General features: G+C 36.1%; 13 protein-coding genes. All 13 read left to right on the plus strand.

Annotated elements, in window-relative coordinates:
• The first annotated feature begins 389 nt into the window (after nucleotides 1-389).
• Nucleotides 390-1,091: a FadR/GntR family transcriptional regulator gene (locus GC105_RS07170; RefSeq protein WP_152803160.1), complete on the plus strand. Its 702-nt coding sequence runs from the start codon at nucleotides 390-392 to the stop codon at nucleotides 1,089-1,091.
• A 461-nt stretch (nucleotides 1,092-1,552) separates the two neighbouring features.
• The gene (locus GC105_RS07175; protein WP_152803161.1) at nucleotides 1,553-2,584 is read left to right on the plus strand and encodes a TRAP transporter substrate-binding protein; all 1,032 of its coding nucleotides are present in this window, start codon (nucleotides 1,553-1,555) and stop codon (nucleotides 2,582-2,584) included.
• Nucleotides 2,585-2,644: 60 nt separating this feature from the next.
• Nucleotides 2,645-3,130, plus strand: coding sequence for a TRAP transporter small permease (locus tag GC105_RS07180; RefSeq protein ID WP_152803163.1), 486 nt, complete (start codon nucleotides 2,645-2,647; stop codon nucleotides 3,128-3,130).
• Nucleotides 3,123-4,412 carry a TRAP transporter large permease gene (locus GC105_RS07185; RefSeq protein WP_152803166.1) on the plus strand — a complete coding sequence of 430 codons (1,290 nt, stop codon included), beginning with the start codon at nucleotides 3,123-3,125 and terminating at the stop codon, nucleotides 4,410-4,412. The genes GC105_RS07180 and GC105_RS07185 overlap by 8 nt, the downstream gene beginning before the upstream one ends.
• A 69-nt stretch (nucleotides 4,413-4,481) precedes the next feature.
• A complete protein-coding gene (locus GC105_RS07190) occupies nucleotides 4,482-5,831 on the plus strand; it encodes a transaminase (protein WP_152803168.1) in 1,350 nt (449 codons plus the stop codon).
• Nucleotides 5,832-5,847: 16 nt separating this feature from the next.
• Nucleotides 5,848-7,113 carry an aspartate aminotransferase family protein gene (locus GC105_RS07195; RefSeq protein ID WP_152803171.1) on the plus strand — a complete coding sequence of 422 codons (1,266 nt, stop codon included), beginning with the start codon at nucleotides 5,848-5,850 and terminating at the stop codon, nucleotides 7,111-7,113.
• Nucleotides 7,114-7,125: 12 nt separating this feature from the next.
• On the plus strand, nucleotides 7,126-8,286 hold the full coding sequence (locus tag GC105_RS07200) for an iron-containing alcohol dehydrogenase (RefSeq protein WP_152803172.1): 1,161 nt from the start codon (nucleotides 7,126-7,128) through the stop codon (nucleotides 8,284-8,286).
• Nucleotides 8,287-8,345: 59 nt separating this feature from the next.
• Nucleotides 8,346-9,896: an amidohydrolase gene (locus GC105_RS07205; protein ID WP_207706955.1), complete on the plus strand. Its 1,551-nt coding sequence runs from the start codon at nucleotides 8,346-8,348 to the stop codon at nucleotides 9,894-9,896.
• A gap of 16 nt (nucleotides 9,897-9,912) precedes the next feature.
• Entirely contained in the window at nucleotides 9,913-11,508 is a 1,596-nt protein-coding gene (locus GC105_RS07210; protein ID WP_152803176.1) for an amidohydrolase, read from the plus strand.
• Between the two features lie 15 nt (nucleotides 11,509-11,523).
• The gene (locus GC105_RS07215) at nucleotides 11,524-12,450 is read left to right on the plus strand and encodes an AEC family transporter (protein ID WP_152803178.1); all 927 of its coding nucleotides are present in this window, start codon (nucleotides 11,524-11,526) and stop codon (nucleotides 12,448-12,450) included.
• A 273-nt stretch (nucleotides 12,451-12,723) separates the two neighbouring features.
• Nucleotides 12,724-14,745, plus strand: a complete 2,022-nt coding sequence (locus tag GC105_RS07220; protein WP_152803180.1) for a PRD domain-containing protein — start codon at nucleotides 12,724-12,726, stop codon at nucleotides 14,743-14,745.
• 14 nt (nucleotides 14,746-14,759) lie between these two features.
• Complete coding sequence (locus GC105_RS07225) at nucleotides 14,760-15,884, plus strand: amidohydrolase/deacetylase family metallohydrolase (protein WP_152803182.1); 1,125 nt, start codon at nucleotides 14,760-14,762, stop codon at nucleotides 15,882-15,884.
• An 18-nt stretch (nucleotides 15,885-15,902) separates the two neighbouring features.
• A complete protein-coding gene (locus GC105_RS07230; protein WP_152803184.1) occupies nucleotides 15,903-16,274 on the plus strand; it encodes a PRD domain-containing protein in 372 nt (123 codons plus the stop codon).

Genomic DNA, 16,274 nt, shown 5'->3' on the forward strand with positions numbered 1-16,274 from the left:
CAAATACTTTGAAGAATTAGGATTAATCGATTTATGTAAATATGAGGTTGGATTGTTGTCAAACTACTACGAAATGTAGTGTTTGGAGAAAGTATTCAGAAGCCGGATACGGCAAACGTAAGTCCGGTTCTGTGAGAGCAAAGAAACAGGATTAATTACCCTGTTTCTAGCTACTCGATCGGGCGACCATACGTGTTTGGTAAGTTAGGAAGGTGTCCATAATTTAAAACCTCGTTCGCCTCTACGTTTTTGTGTAATTAGCGATTATCATTATAATACGAATTGATTAAAATGTGTATAAAAGTTCCAATATGATTGACAAAAGGTTACAACGCGAGTATTATTGATTTATTGGTAGTACCGGTCATACAAGAAGGGACGGGAAGATAATGAATAATTTTTTGTATGAGGATATTGTTGTTAACATTAAAGAAGAAATTGAATCTGGAAAGCTAATTCAAGGTGAGAAGCTCCCTTCTGAGAGGATGATGGTAGACAAATACGGTGTCAGTCGAAATGTCATTAGAGAAGCATTGAAAGTTTTAACTGAAAAAGGACTTATAGCAATCAGACCAGGAAAGGGAGCTTATGTTAATATTTTAGATAACGAACAGGTCTTTAAAAAACTCGAGCTGGCAGTGTTAAGCAGTAAGTCAACTCTACTTGAAATACTTGAAGTAAGAGAAATTGTTGAAAAAGCTATAGTGCAAAAGGCTGTTGAAAAAGCAAAGCCCAAAGATATAGCAAAACTGAAAGAATTGTATGACAGTATGCAATCACATTTGATATCCCATACAAATTTTGCCGCAGAGGATGCAAAATTTCATGAGGTGCTTGCAAGTTGTACTGGAAACAGCATGTTAAAAGTGCTAATCAAAACATTTTATACTTTAACTGATAAAAAATTATTTTTAGTTAGCCAGCTTTATTCTAGGAAGTTAGAACAAGCTCAAGTTGAACACAAGGCTATAATTGAATCAATTGAAGAGCGAGACCCGCTAAGGGCTGTGCAGGCCATGACTAATCACATGAAATGTATCAAAGAGCAACTGGAAAATATAGAGGAGATAAGCCAAAGACAAAAAAAATAAAATTTTTGATTAAACTTCTTGACATAATGCAAATACGCTCATATAATAATAAACATAAACTGGTTCTACCAGTACAACCAGTCAAACATACAAGAAAATAATTGTAATAGCAAAGGCGCTATCTATTTTAAATTAAATAGAAGCGCTTTTTTTATTATCGCGAAGACAATGAGCCAAGCGTCTGCAAGCAGACGCGAAACGACGATGAAAAGCAAGAGAAACAGGCGAAGCATGTTTAACTGGCTTAGAAGAGGAGTAAATGTCTGCTGGCAGACATTTGGCGACTGGCCGCGTAGAAAGAAACACGCGAAGGGTGTTGCTTGGAAGTTTCTAAGCTAGCATACGGCAAATATTGAAGGGGGAATTGTAAAAAAGATAAGAGAAGTAATTAACAACAGAAAAGTTATTACTTATATAAAATATGAACAAATGAAATTAGTAAAAAAAAGGAGGATAATTAAATGAAAAGATTAGTAATGATATTGCTGATGGGAGTTATGGTGTTAACGACAGTTTTAACGGGGTGTAGTAGTAGTGAGGGATCGAGTTCTACTACAAATGGTTCTGATGGGGAAGAAGTATATACGATAAGGGTAGCTTATGTCGTAGCGGAAACTCATGCTTCACATATAGTGCTACAAGATATATTTAAAAAAGAACTTGAAGCTACGGGTAAATTTAATGTTGAGCTCTATCCTAACGGACAGCTTGGAGGAGATCGTCAGGCTATTGAAGCTGTAGGACTAGGTAGTCTAGAAATGACAATGGCAGGAGAAGCTTCAATCTCAGGTTTCGTTCCTGAGTTTGAGCTTGTAGGATTACCGTATATTTTTAATTCATTGGATGCGGCTCATGATGCACTTGATGGTGATTTTGGCAAAAATCTCGACGAACTTTTAGAAGCACAGAATATGTATAATTTGGGTTGGGGAGATGTTGGTTTTAGAAACATAACAAATAGTACAAAAGAGATAAAATCTCCAAGTGATATGAAAGGCATCAAAATAAGAACAATGGAAACACCTACACATTTGACATATTTTAGTGCATTGGGTGCAAATCCTACACCGATGGCTTTTAACGAACTTTTTACAGCATTGCAACAAGGGACAGTTGATGCACAGGAAAATCCAAGTGCGCTTATATATAATTCAAAATTTTATGAAGTGCAAAGCTTTATGACAGTAAGTGAACATGTCTTTACGGCAGCTCCTATACTAATCAGTAAGGATTTCATGGACAATCTTCCTCAAGATCTTCAGGATAAAGTAAGTGAAGTTGCTGAAAAAACAAAAAAAGCTCAAAGAGAGTTGTTACTACAACAAAATACGGACTTTGAATTAGAAATAGCAAACGAAGGTGTCAAAGTGACCAAATTAAGTGATGAAGAAAAAGAAAAATTTAAAAAAGTTGCAATTGAACAAGTATATCCAGGAGTTGTTGAGCAGTATGGAGAGGAACTGATACAACTGGCACAAAAATATAATGAGTAGTTGATGATTTGATAAGGGTTGAGTTTAAAAAACTTGGCCCTCTTGGAAAGAGGGAGATCCATGAAAATACTAAAGTTTATAGATAAGGAATTTGAAGAAATTGTTTTGATAGGTATATTTTCTATTATGGTTGTTCTAGTATTTCTACAAGTTGTTATGAGGTACGTTTTCCAATCATCTTTGTCTTGGAGTGAAGAGCTAGCCAGATATATGTTTTTGTGGATAATTTGGTTGGGAGCATCATATGCAACTAAGAAAAATGCTCATATAAGTTTGGATTTTGTAACAAGTCGTCTTTCGCTAAAATTACAAAAGACCGTATGGATCATTAAAATGGCAATATGGATAGCATTTACGATTTTCCTGGCTTATATATCATTTAGGTTGACTTATATGATATTTGAAAGAGGACAAATGTCACCTGCTTTAAAGATACCTATGGGATATGCTTATGCATCTATACCTGTTGGAGTTACAATGATGCTTTTTAGAATAATACAAAACTTTATAACAGAGATTAAGGAAAGGAGGAAAAACCATGAGTAGCGGAGTGGTACTAATATTTATTATTTTAGCTATTTGTATGTTTATCGGAGTGCCTATAGGTGTTTCATTAGGCGTAGCTACCGCCGTTACAATGGTGTTAACGACAAATTTAAATGTTTTATCTATTGCGCAAAATTGTTTTGGAGGGTTGGATTCCTTTCCGCTTATGGCAATACCATTTTTTATACTTGCAGGAAATCTTATGAAGTATGGAGGGATTTCAAAAAGACTGTTGGAATTCTCAAACAGTGTTGTAGGATCCATTAAAGGTGGATTGGGAATGGTTTCTATATTGTCTTCCATGTTCTTTGCAGCAATCTCTGGATCTGCTCCGGCAACAGTAACGGCAATAGGGTCAATAACTATACCAGAGATGAAGGAAAAACAATACGATGAGGGTTATGCAACGGCTTTAATTGCAGCGTCAGGAACTATAGGTATTATTATACCTCCAAGTATTCCATTTGTAATCTACGGTGTAATAAGTGGTGCATCCATTGGTGGTCTTTTTATGGCTGGTGTTATACCAGGTTTGTTGATAGGTGTAGGTTTGATGGTAGTAAATTATTTTGTTTCCAAGAAAAACAATTATGGTGGGAATACTGAAGTGTTTTCTTTTAAAAGAGTGCTTATAAAACTTAAGGAAGCTGCTTTTGCATTACTTTGCCCCGTTATAATTCTTGGAGGAATATACGGTGGTATATTCACACCTACAGAGTCAGCTGTTGTAGGCATAGTATACTCGATTTTAGTAGGTGCGTTTATTTATAAGGAACTTAGACTAAAAGATATTTATCAAGCCATGAAGGAAACAGTGCTAATAAATGGATCTACTACTTTCATGATAGGACTATCTCTGGCTTTTGCCAGTTATTTGACTATGGCTCAGGTGCCGGTCAAAATCGCGAACGCTATTTTGGGTATTTCTGATCAACCGGTTGTGATTTACGCTCTTATAATATTACTTTTATTGGTAGTTGGATGTTTTATCGACAATATTTCATCTTGTGTAATACTTACGCCAATTCTTTTGCCTATAGTAACAAACTTAGGAATGGATGTAATACAGTTTGGTGTGGTGATGACAGTTGCCCTTGCTATTGGATTTATTACTCCTCCATACGGAGCTAACTTATTTTTCGCATCGGCGATTTCAAATGTATCGGTGGAAGTTATAAGCCGTAAGATAGGATTGTTCATATTTGTAATGTTAATTATACTTTTTGCCATAACTTATATACCAAGTATTTCTATGTGGTTACCGGGTCTGTTGATAAACTAATATTTATAAGATATAGGCTAAAAAAATATATGACATATAAAACGACTAAATTAATAGAGGAGAATTGACATGATTAATAGAGAAAAATTAAAAATAAAGTTTGAAGAGGAAATGAAGATGTTTGACAGTCTTCATCCAGCGTCTAAAAAAATGTTTGATAAAGCAAAAGAAAGTCTTCTTCAGGGAGTTCCACTTAATTGGATGGTACGGTGGATGGGAGAGTTTCCAATTTTTGTTGAAAAAGCTGAAGGTGCACATTTTACAGATGTGGACGGTATTGAATATGTAGACTTTTGTCTAGGTGACACAGGATCTCTAGTAGGGCATGGACCCAAAGCAGCTAAAGATGCTATCTTAAATCAATTTGAAAAAGGTGCCTCATTTATGCTTCCAACTGAAGATGCTATTTGGGTTGGAGCTGAGCTTAAAAGAAGATTTAAAATGAAATTTTGGCAGTTTTCTACTAGTGCAACTGATGCAAATCGTTTTGCATTAAGATTGGCTAGACGTGTAACAGGTAGAAGTAAAGTTTTAGTATTCAACTGGTGTTATCACGGAACAGTAGATGAGAGCATAGCATCACTGAATCCAGATGGAAGTGTGTCACCAAGAAAAGGAAATATTGGTTTTCCTGTGGATCCGTCTATAACTACAAAAGTTGTCGAGTGGAACGATCCAAAGGCACTAGAAGAAGCACTAAAAGATGAAGATGTTGCTGCGGTTTTATGTGAGCCAGTAATGACAAACGTAGGAGTTGTTCTTCCTGATCCAGGATTTCACGACATTTTAAGAAAACTTACAAAAAAACACGGCACTGTATTAATAATCGATGAGACTCATACAATGTGTGCAAGTATTGGTGGATTTACATATCTTGATGATCTGGAGCCTGATGTAGTAACACTTGGAAAATTTGTTGCTTCAGGCATACCTGCAGGTGCATATGGAATGAGTGAAGAGTTCGGCAAAAGAGCAGTGATTGAAATAGAATCAGAATTTGGCGTTGCAAAAGGGATTGGAGGCACACTTGCGGCGAATGCACTTACAATGGCTGCCATTCGTGCCACACTTGGAGAAATATTAACTGAAGAATTCTATGTAAGAAATATGGCACTGGCAGAAAAATTTAATAAAGGAGTGCAATCTGTCATAGATGAATTTGAACTTCCATGGAGCACTACTCAGTTAGGGTGTAGGACAGAGTATGTATTTTCTAAAACACCTACTAGAACGGGTACTGAGGCCATAGAGGCAAAAGATAACGATTTGGATTGGTATCTTCACTTAGCCTGTTTAAACCGAGGCGTAATAATGACGCCTTTTCATAATATGGCACTTATGACAACAGCTACTACACAAGAGGATGTTGATAAACACACACATGTACTAAGAGAAGTTGTTAAAAGTATTGTAGATTGAATAGGAGGACGTAATAATGAAATACGATGATTATAGCCAATATTTAAGTCCCGTTCTTGTAAAGGCGACGAATCTGGTGGCTAAAGAGGCCTATGGATGTTATATTACAACCGTTGAAGGGGAAAAATACCTGGATTTTGTTCAGGGAATTGCTGTAAATGCGTTAGGACATTCACACCCTAAGATAGTAGATGCGGTAAAAAAACAGGTTGAAAAACTTACTACTGCATCGTTTAACCTAGTTAATTACGAACCAACATTGAAGTTTTCAAAAAGGTTGGCTTCGCTTACTCCGGGGGATTTAAAAGTTTCGTTTTTTAGCAACGGAGGAGCAGAGGCGATAGACGGTGCGATTAAACTTGCACGTGTTGCAACAGGGAGACAGGGAATCATAGCATTCAAAGGTTCTTTTCATGGTCGAACCATTGGTGCTTCCTCAGTAACAGGATCAAGTGCAAAGTATAAAAAAGGCTATGATCCTTTGATGCCTGGTGTTAACTTTACATCTTATCCATACTGTTTTAGATGTGAATACAACAAAAAAAATGATGACTGTGAATTGGAATGCACAAAAGAACTAGATGACATATTTAATTACATAATATCTCCGGATCAGGTGGCAGCCATAATAATGGAGCCGATACAAGGAGAAGGAGGATACATAGTACCACCTAAAAATTTCGTTTTAAAAATAAGAGAAATTTGCAATGAATATGGTATTTTATTGATCTTTGACGAAATACAAAGTGGGTACGGTAGAACTGGTAAATTCTTTGCTTCTGAGCACTTTGATATTGTGCCTGATATCATGACTCTTGGCAAGGCAATAGGTGGAGGATTTCCCATGTCAGCAATAATAAGTACAAAATGCCTTATGGACAAATGGCCGGTGGGAACACACGGAACTACATTTGGAGGTCATCCTGTAATTGCAGCAGCTGCAAATGCGGTGCTAGATGCATTTGAAGAGGAGAACATTATAAAAAATTGTAATGAAATTGGAAGCTATCTCAAAGACAAGCTTTATGAATTTAAATCCAAGTACGATGTAATAGGAGATGTTCGTGGTCTTGGTCTTATGATAGGTATAGAGTTCGTTTGTAAGGACGGTAGAGCAAATGCCAAGGCGAGGGATGAAATAATTAAATATTGCATTGACAAGAAACTCTTAATGCTTGGTTGCGGAAAGAGCACATTAAGATTTTGTACACCTCTTAATGTATCAAAAGAAGATGTAGATAAAAGCTTGGAAATAATTGAAATGGGATTAAAGACACTGTGAGGAGATCGCAAAATGAAAAATTTTCAATATAAAATGCCTACAAAACTAGAATTTGGCATCGGATCAAGAAATAAATTGGTGGACATTTGTAAAGGGCTTAATGCAACAAAAGTATTTATCCTTACAGGTCCTAATATCGTAAAAACGGAAATAATGACTTCTATAAGATCCGTTTTTGACACCTCTGATGTAGATTATGAGATTTATTCCGAAATAGTAACTGATCCTCCTATCGACGTGGTGGACAAGACAGCGGAGATTTTAAAAAAAAGCCAAGCTAGTGTTGTGGTGGCTGTTGGAGGTGGAAGTGTAATAGACACTGCCAAGACAATTTGTATGCTCCAGACTCATGAAGGATCCATAAAAGATTATTTGTTTGGTGGAATAAAACAGGTGACAAAACCGTGCATGCCCCTTATTTGTTTACCAACAACGGCAGGAAGTGGAAGCGAAGTGACTGCATCGGCTGTTATAACAGACAAGCATAACAATATCAAGGTGTCGGTTACTCACGAAAATCTAATTCCAGATGTCGCAATAATTGACCCAGAGTTGCATATGAGTATGCCTCAAGGCGTTACGGCATCAACTGGAATGGACGCATTGACACATGCCATTGAAGCTTATGTTTCTCTTAATGCAAATCCTATAAGCGATATGAATGCACTTTATGCAATTAAGTTAATTGGAGAAAATTTAAGAACAGCTGTTTCAAATGGGAACAATTTGGAAGCCAGAAGTAATATGGCATTAGCAAGCACGATTGCAGCCGCAGCATTTATGAATGGAGGCTTGGGCGTTATACATGGTATCGCTCAATCTATGGGGGGGGTAATTCCCATTTCTCATGGATTGGCAAACGCTATGATATTACCATATGCCATGAAAAGAAATTTTGTTGGTAATCTTGAAAAATTTAAAAACATTTCTATTGCACTAGGTAAAAACTTAGATGGTTTAAGTCTAAGAGAAGCTGCACTTGAATCGATTGAAGGTGTATTTGAATTGGCTAAAGATATAAGTTTACCACTAAATTTGAAGGATGTAGGTTTTAAAAAAGAATATATACCTGAAGTGATTGCAGGCACAATGGCGTATCGTCTTTTAGCCGTAAATCCCTGCAAATTAAGTGCTAAGGACGTGGAAAATATCCTGCTTCAGGCCTTTGAATGAAAGAGTAGGTGAGAGTTATGTATGCACAAAAGTGTTTTATAAATGGATGCATTTATTCCATGGAAAATGAAGGTGAAAAATTTGAAGCAGTGGCTGTTAGAGACGGGAGAATCGTTGCTACTGGGACGTCAGAGGAAATTTTGAGAATTTCCACAGAGGATGTAATAGACCTCAAAGGAAAAACTGTTCTTCCCGGGTTCATAGACACTCATCAGCATATCCTATCATATACAGAAGGGTTACAATCAGTCAATCTTAGAGAGACCAAGTCTTTTGACGAGGCAAAAAATAAGATTATTGAGAGGGTAATGGATACTCCCAGTGGCAAGTGGATAAAAGGAGTGAAATTTAATCATGAGGATTGGGATTTCCCTATTTTGCCAAGCAAAAAAGAACTAGATGAAATTTCAACAGAACACCCTATATTGATTAGCCGATATTGTATGCATGTTCATGTGGCAAACAGCATGGCTTTAAGTCTTGCAGGCATAGATAAAAATTTCAAACCATCTGCTGAAGGTTCAGTGGAGGTGGATCAAAATGGAGAACCTACTGGTGTGCTCTGGGAAAATGCAGTGACACCTTTACTCGAGATAATACCAGATCCTCTGGGTACATATGAAGACAAGAAAAATGCAGTAAAAGAAGTATTAAAAGACATGTCATCATATGGGATCACAGGTGTTACTCCAATACAGGGGAAATTTTGTGATGCTATGGAGTATATCGGTATGTATCAGGATCTTGAAAAAGAAAATAGTCTTCCTGTTAGGATTTATGTATCATTTGATGAATACCCTGTTTTTGGGATGAAGTCTGGATTTGGCAGCGACATGATAAAATATGGGTTTTATAAAATTTACAGTGACGGTTCATTAGGATCTAGGGCCGCCAAGCTTTTTGAACCATACTACGATATGCCAAATGCCACAGGAGTATTAAACTACTCACAGGAAGATATCAATGAGATGGTCAGAAAAGCTTATGATATGAATTTGCAAATTGGTATTCATGCCATAGGTGATAAAGGCTTGGATATAGCATTAAATGCTATAGAGAATGTTTATTATAAAAATCCAAAACCTGATTATCGATTTCGCCTTATTCATGTAATGGTGCTTAATGAAAATCTTATTGAAAGATTAAAAAGCCTTCCAGTAGTACTTGACATTCAGCCCAAATTTGTATCGTCTAATGTAAAATGGTCGGAGCAAAGACTCGGAAAAGAGAGGGCTAAACTTTCCTATCCGTGGAGAAGGTTGATTGACGAAGGGCTTGTTTTAACAGGTGGATCAGACTCACCAGTGGAACCTTACAATCCAATGCTTGGAGTTTATGCAGTTGTAACTAGAAAGAATCTGGAAGGCTATCCCCCACAAGGATATTATCCAGCACAAAGAGTCACAGTATACGAGGCATTGTCTATGTATACGAAAAATGCCGCATACGCTTCATTTGAAGAGAATATTAAGGGAAGTATAGCAGTGGGAAAACTTGCAGATTTTATTATTTTAGACAGAGATCCTTTTGTGGTAGAATGTGACTGTTTAAAAGATATTGTAGTGGAAAAGACTTATTTGGCTGGTAGAGACGTCTATACAAGAAGTTAGAATAGGAGGTAAATCCATGAAAGCAGATTTTAGTTTTATTAACGGAAAAATATATACCATGGAAACTAAAGGAGATTTTGTCGAAGCATTTTCAGTCTATGACAGAAAATTCACAGCATGTGGCACTACGGATGAAATACTCGAAGATCCTGGAAAGAAAGTAATAGATCTTGGTGGAGCTATTATTGTTCCAGGGATGATAGATGCCCATCAGCATACCCTCTATCATGCTAAAAATTTACAGACTGTAGATTTGTCAAATACAGCATCTTGGGAAGAAGCTAAGAAAATATTAAAAGAAAAAGCAGACATGATGCCTTATGGTTCATGGATACATGCAGCAGGATTTGATCATCAGAAATGGAGAGTTCCAGAACTTCCCTTAAAGGAAGATCTAGACGAAATATCAACTAGGCATCCAATTGTCATAGACAGATATTGCCTTCATGTTCATGTAGTTAATTCAAAGGTTTTAGACATTGTGGGGATTAAAAAAGGTTATATTCCTCATATAGAAAATACCATTGGATTTGATGAAAGTGATGAACCAAACGGAATAATTTGGGATAGTGGTATTGCTCCTGTCCTTAAATTCATGCCGGATCCATTAGAGGATTATGAAATCAAAAAGCAGGCTGTATACGATGTACTAACGGATATGAACAAATACGGCATAACAGGAGTTCATCCAGTACAAGGAAAGATAGTGGACTCCTATGAATATCTAGGATTATATCAAGATTTAGATAAAGAAGGACGACTTACAGTGCGAATGTATGTAAGTTTTGACGAATTACCTCCTTTCGGTATGAAGACCGGCTTTGGAAATAATATGGTCAAATATGGATTTTATAAGATATACAGTGATGGTAATCTTGGATCGAGGTCTGCAGCCATGCTAGAACCTTTCAGTGACAGGCCGGATATGAAGGGAGTATTGAATTACTCACAAGATGAAATTACTGCCATGTGTCAGGAAGCATATGATAAGGATTTGCAGATTGGAATTCATGCGATAGGAGATAAAGGACTAGATATAGTATTAAAGGCTATTGAAAAAGTATATTATAAAAATCCTAAAAATGATCCAAGGTTTAGGTTGATACATGCGTTTATAACAAACGAAGACCTTATCATGCGCATTAAGAGGCTTCCGGTGATTATTGACATGCAACCGTGCTTTTTATCTACAAATGTAACATGGGCGGAAGATAGGCTAGGTCCTGAGCGCATAAAATACGCTTTTCCTTGGAGGCGAATGGTGGACGAAGGAATAATACTTACGGCTAGTTCTGATCTTCCAGTGGAACATTATAATCCATTTTGGGGGATTTATGCCATAGTGGCTAGAAAGAATCTTGAAGGATTCCCTAAAGAGGGATGGTATCCTAATCAGAGGGTGACAACCTATGAGGCTTTAGAAATGTATACAAAGAATGCAGCATATGCATCCTTTGAAGAAGACATCAAGGGAACCATCAAGACCGGAAAATTAGCGGACTTTGTAGTGTTGGACAGAGATCCTTTTGACACTGACATTGATTCACTTAAAGATATAAAGGTAAGGAGGACTTACTTAGGAGGTAGACTAGTCTATTCTTCAGATAATTAGAAAGAGGGTATCAACTTGTCAATAAGCGCACTTATTTTTAATCAGATCATAATAATCATGATCTTGATTGCAGTTGGCGGAGTAAGTTGCAAAATCGGTCTAATTAGCGATGAGGCAAATAAGAGCATGTCTAAGCTTGTAAACAATGTTGTGAATCCAGCTGTAGTATTTCTCTCGTTTCAGAAACAATATGATACTGAACATGCAAAAGGTTTGATTTTTGCATTGGGATTGGCGGGGGTTGCATTCGCGATTTCGATGGCATTTGCATATGGAATTTTACGAAAGGGAAATTCAGAAGTCCTTGCAGTTGAACGCTTTTCATGCATTTACCCCAATTGTGGATTTATGGGAATTCCACTGGTTTATGGCTTGTTTGGGACGGAAGGGGTGTTCTATTTGACTGCCTATCTTACTATTTTTAACATTCTTGTATGGAGTCATGGTGTAACTTTGATGGGAGGAAATCTTGGAGGAGAGGCTTTAAAGAGAGTGTTAAAAACTCCTGCAATTATTGCTACATTTCTTGGGATAATATTCTTTATTACAGGGTTAAGGCTCCCAGAACTTTTAGACATGTCTGTAGTCTATATAGGAAATATGAATACTCCAATGGCTATGATGGTTGGTGGTGCAACCCTTGCTAGAACAGATGTTTTCAATGCACTTAAAAATAAGAGGATATATATTGTGGCAATAATTAAATTGATAGTCATACCTTTAGCGGTAATATTATCCGCATCATTCTTGAATATCAATCAGGTAATAGTAGTTACCACCATTATAGCTACAGCTTCACCATCGGCTATAACTGGAACCATGTTTGCATTGACATACGATGGGGATGCATTTTATGCTTCAGAGGTTTTTACTGCAACTACAATTATGTCCATAATAACTATTCCATTAATTATATGGATAGCAGAAGTATTTACTATGTAAATATTAAAAATAATAAACTGATATAAATTACATATAAGATTTTTTCATAATAATGAGCGACGTATGGATTCGCTCATTATTTTATTTCTACTTTTTAAATTTCACTTTCTCAATTTTCTAATTAATTGTAATAGGAGTATACATATAATTCTTAGAATTGTAATTAGTAAACCATTGCAACAGTAACTCTGAAGGAAAGAGATGTTTTTATTATATTCATTAGATATATAATAAATAATAAGAGTTTTGTTGTGATGGAAAGGAGTGAAATCAATGATTGAGTTGACGCAGAGACAAAAACAAATACTGAATGATTTGCTCTACTTGAATACGCCGATTACTGCAAAAGACATTTCACTCAAGTTTGGTGTTAGTGTGCGAACAATTCGATACGACATGGATCATATAGAGTCCTGGGTTGAAGAAAAGGGACACAAACTGCTTAAATCTAAGGGGAAGGGAGTATGGATTGAAAAAAAATCAAGGAAGATGGTTTGCCTTTCTTCACAAATAAAAAGCAATGAAGATTGGGACGACTTTGTTTTAAATAAAGAAGAGAGGATTGACCTTATCCAGTTGTTTCTATTGAGATCGTCCGGTTATATTACGGCTCAAACTCTGGCGGATCACCTTCGTATTAGTAGAACAACAATTATGAAGGATTTGAAGGTTGTCAAAGAGGAAATAGATAAATACGGTATTTCATTGGCCAGCAAACAGAAAAATGGTTATGTGATTGAAGGAAATGAATCAGACATACGTGAATACTTAGTCAACATGTTGCTTAAATACATGAATCGAAAAAGTTTGTTTCAGAATTTAACTCATAACCAACGGAAGTCAGAAAAAGAGGAAAATATATTTGACTTTTTAAATGAAGAAGTATCAACCCTGATAAATGTTGATGACATTAAGAAAGCCATCAAGTCCGGCAAGTATGTGTATGACTTTTGGATACCAGATGCTTCTTATGAATCTCTAATTGTTCACATTGCAGTAAATATTAATCGACTGATAAAAGGGCAAAATATTAGTTTGGCAAAAGACAAGGTAGAAGCGGTCAGAACATATGAAGAATACTCAATTGCTGAAAAAATATCTGAAACACTAGAATCACTATATTCAGTAACTTTGCCGGAAGAGGAAATTGCAAACATAACCATACATCTTCTATCTGCAGACTTAAAATTAAGAGAATTAGCTGAGGATGACTTTGATCATAAATTGTACACTATGTGGGAAATAGTAAATCAGATGGTTGGTGCAATTGAAGATAGTTTAAATATAAATTCTTTAAAAATACAAAAATTAAAAGAAGATATTTATAAACATCTAAAGTTAAACTATAAAAAGTATAATTTGGGAATAAACAATGAAAATCCCTTGTTGGAACAAATCAAGACGAAGTTTGTAGATTCATTTTTACTTGCAAACAGGATGGCAGAGGTGTACAAAAAAGCAACAGGTGTAAACATGTCAGAAAGTGAAATCGGTTATATTGCTCTCCATGTAGAAGCGCAAAAGGATATATACATGAAAAATCGTCGAAGGAGAGCACTTATTGTATGTACAACAGGTGCTGGTTCAGCTAAAATACTGGCAAATCGATTGAGAAATAGTTTTCCAGAGTTGGATATTGTGGACATAACATCGGTTTTTGAACTAGAAGACCGTGTAGATGGTTTAAAAGATATTGATCTTGTCATAAGTACTGTTAATTTGTCTTTGAAGGATACTCCCGTTATAAAAATAAGTCCACTAGCAGATAAAGAAGACTTTGGACTACTCAAAGAATTCTTGATAGAAAGTAAGTCGTTAAAGTCATTGGAACAAATGGAAACTGGACAGTATATTCTAAATTCTCTTATGGGAATATTAGGAAAGTTCGTGTCGGTAATGGATTTAGCGACGATTCGAACAGAATTGGGATTTGCCATCGACTTTTTTCATACTTCTGCGCGAGTATCTGAACAAAATCGTATGGCTAATCAAGTTTTTTCGCAAAAATTATCTTATGTTTTTATTCACATTCACGAAATGCTAAAAGAAATTGAAAATACATTGGATGTAAGACTAAGTGAAGAAGACCGTTGGGGGTTACTGATTCATATTACTATGGCACTACCCCGATGGGAAAGCAGAGAATATAACGTGGAATCGGAGATTCATACCTATGAAATAAATTATAGAGAGTTATATGGTATTGTAAAAAAACATATGAACATTATTAAAGAAAAATATGGCTTAGACGTGCCAAAAGAAGAGATTGTATATATTATTAGATATTTGATTTGAAAGGAGGTTGACAAATGAATGAGAAAATTGTTTTAAAAGGCGGTATGCTTGTAGATTCAAATACTGGTTACAGAATTGTAAAAAAGGACATTATGATTCAAGATGGTAAGATTACAGCGGTGGAAAAGGTAATCAATGTAACTGATGCTAAAGTGATTGATATAACAGGGAAGATGATTTCGCCCGGTTTCATAGATGCACATACTCATTGTTATACGGCGACTAGCCTAGGAGTGAAACCTGATGATTTGGGAATTCAAAGAGGTGTGACCACTATCTTTGATGCAGGAAGTTCAGGCCCAGAAAACTTTGAAGATTTTTTAAACAAAGACATCAAATCTAGCAGCACAAAAGTTTTTGCACTGCTAAATATCGCGTCAAATGGACTGATTAATACCAGATACGAGCTGGCAGACTTAACCAATATCAAAGTGGAAGAGGTCATAAAAACATACGAAAAATATACGGATTACATAGTAGGCATTAAAGCCAGAGCTAGTGCCAGTACCGTAGGTGAACTGGGAATAAAACCCATACAAATTGCCAAGGAGATTGCAGAAAAACTTGACTTGCCATTGGTAGTTCACATAGGGAACCTCCCACCTAGAATTGAAGATGTTTTGAATCTCATGGGTAAAAACGATGTTATAACTCATTGTTTCCATGGAAAGAAAAATGGACTTTTGGACGAAAACGGTCTCATAAAAAAAGAGACAAAAAGTGCTATCAAAAGAGGCGTTAGATTTGACGTAGGTCATGGATCATCAAGCTTCAGTTTCCTGACGGCTAGAAAAGCGCTGGAACAGGGATTTAAACCAGATATGATTAGTACAGATATGTATAATGATAACATGAATGGTCCCGTATATAGTTTGGAGATGACCATCAATAAAATGATTGCTATCGGTCTAGATTTTAAGGATGCAATCAAGGCTATAACTCAGACACCAGCAGAGATTTTCCGTTTAGACGGCTATGGTACTTTGGCGGTAGGTTCTATTGCAGATTTGACAGTTTACGAGTTAAAAGAGCAACAAAAAACTCTCGTAGACTCTGATGAAAATATCGTGGAGACGTCAAAAATAGTTAAGACCGAATTTATTATCAAATCGGGAGAAATTAAAAAAGTTACTAAGTAGAAAGAAGGAGAATGTCTAATGTCTGTTGAAACTTTGGAAAAGCTCATATCCAAATTTGATTTGGATGAAGATAAATTTAATCGAATAAAAGAAAAGGTTGAGAAGATCACAAAAGTATTGGAGGACAATGGTGTTGTGTTTCAAGAACATTTCCAGGTTGGATATTATTCCCACATGATCAGTCTAGTTAAGAGGTTAGAAGAGAATGAGGAGATGATTCCATTTGGTGAAGAGGTGTTGAATGAAATTGGATTAGAGTCTATGGATTTATCTCATAGAGTGTTAAAACCGCTGTTTGTCGAATATAACAGAGAGTTAGATCGTTCTGAAGCTATTTTAGTGGCTATTCATATTCAGACAGCAAAAAATACCATGGAGGGAGGTGAATAG

This window comes from Alkalibaculum sporogenes (assembly GCF_009362815.1).
GTDB classification, from domain to species: Bacteria; Bacillota; Clostridia; order Eubacteriales; family Alkalibacteraceae; genus Alkalibaculum_A; species Alkalibaculum_A sporogenes.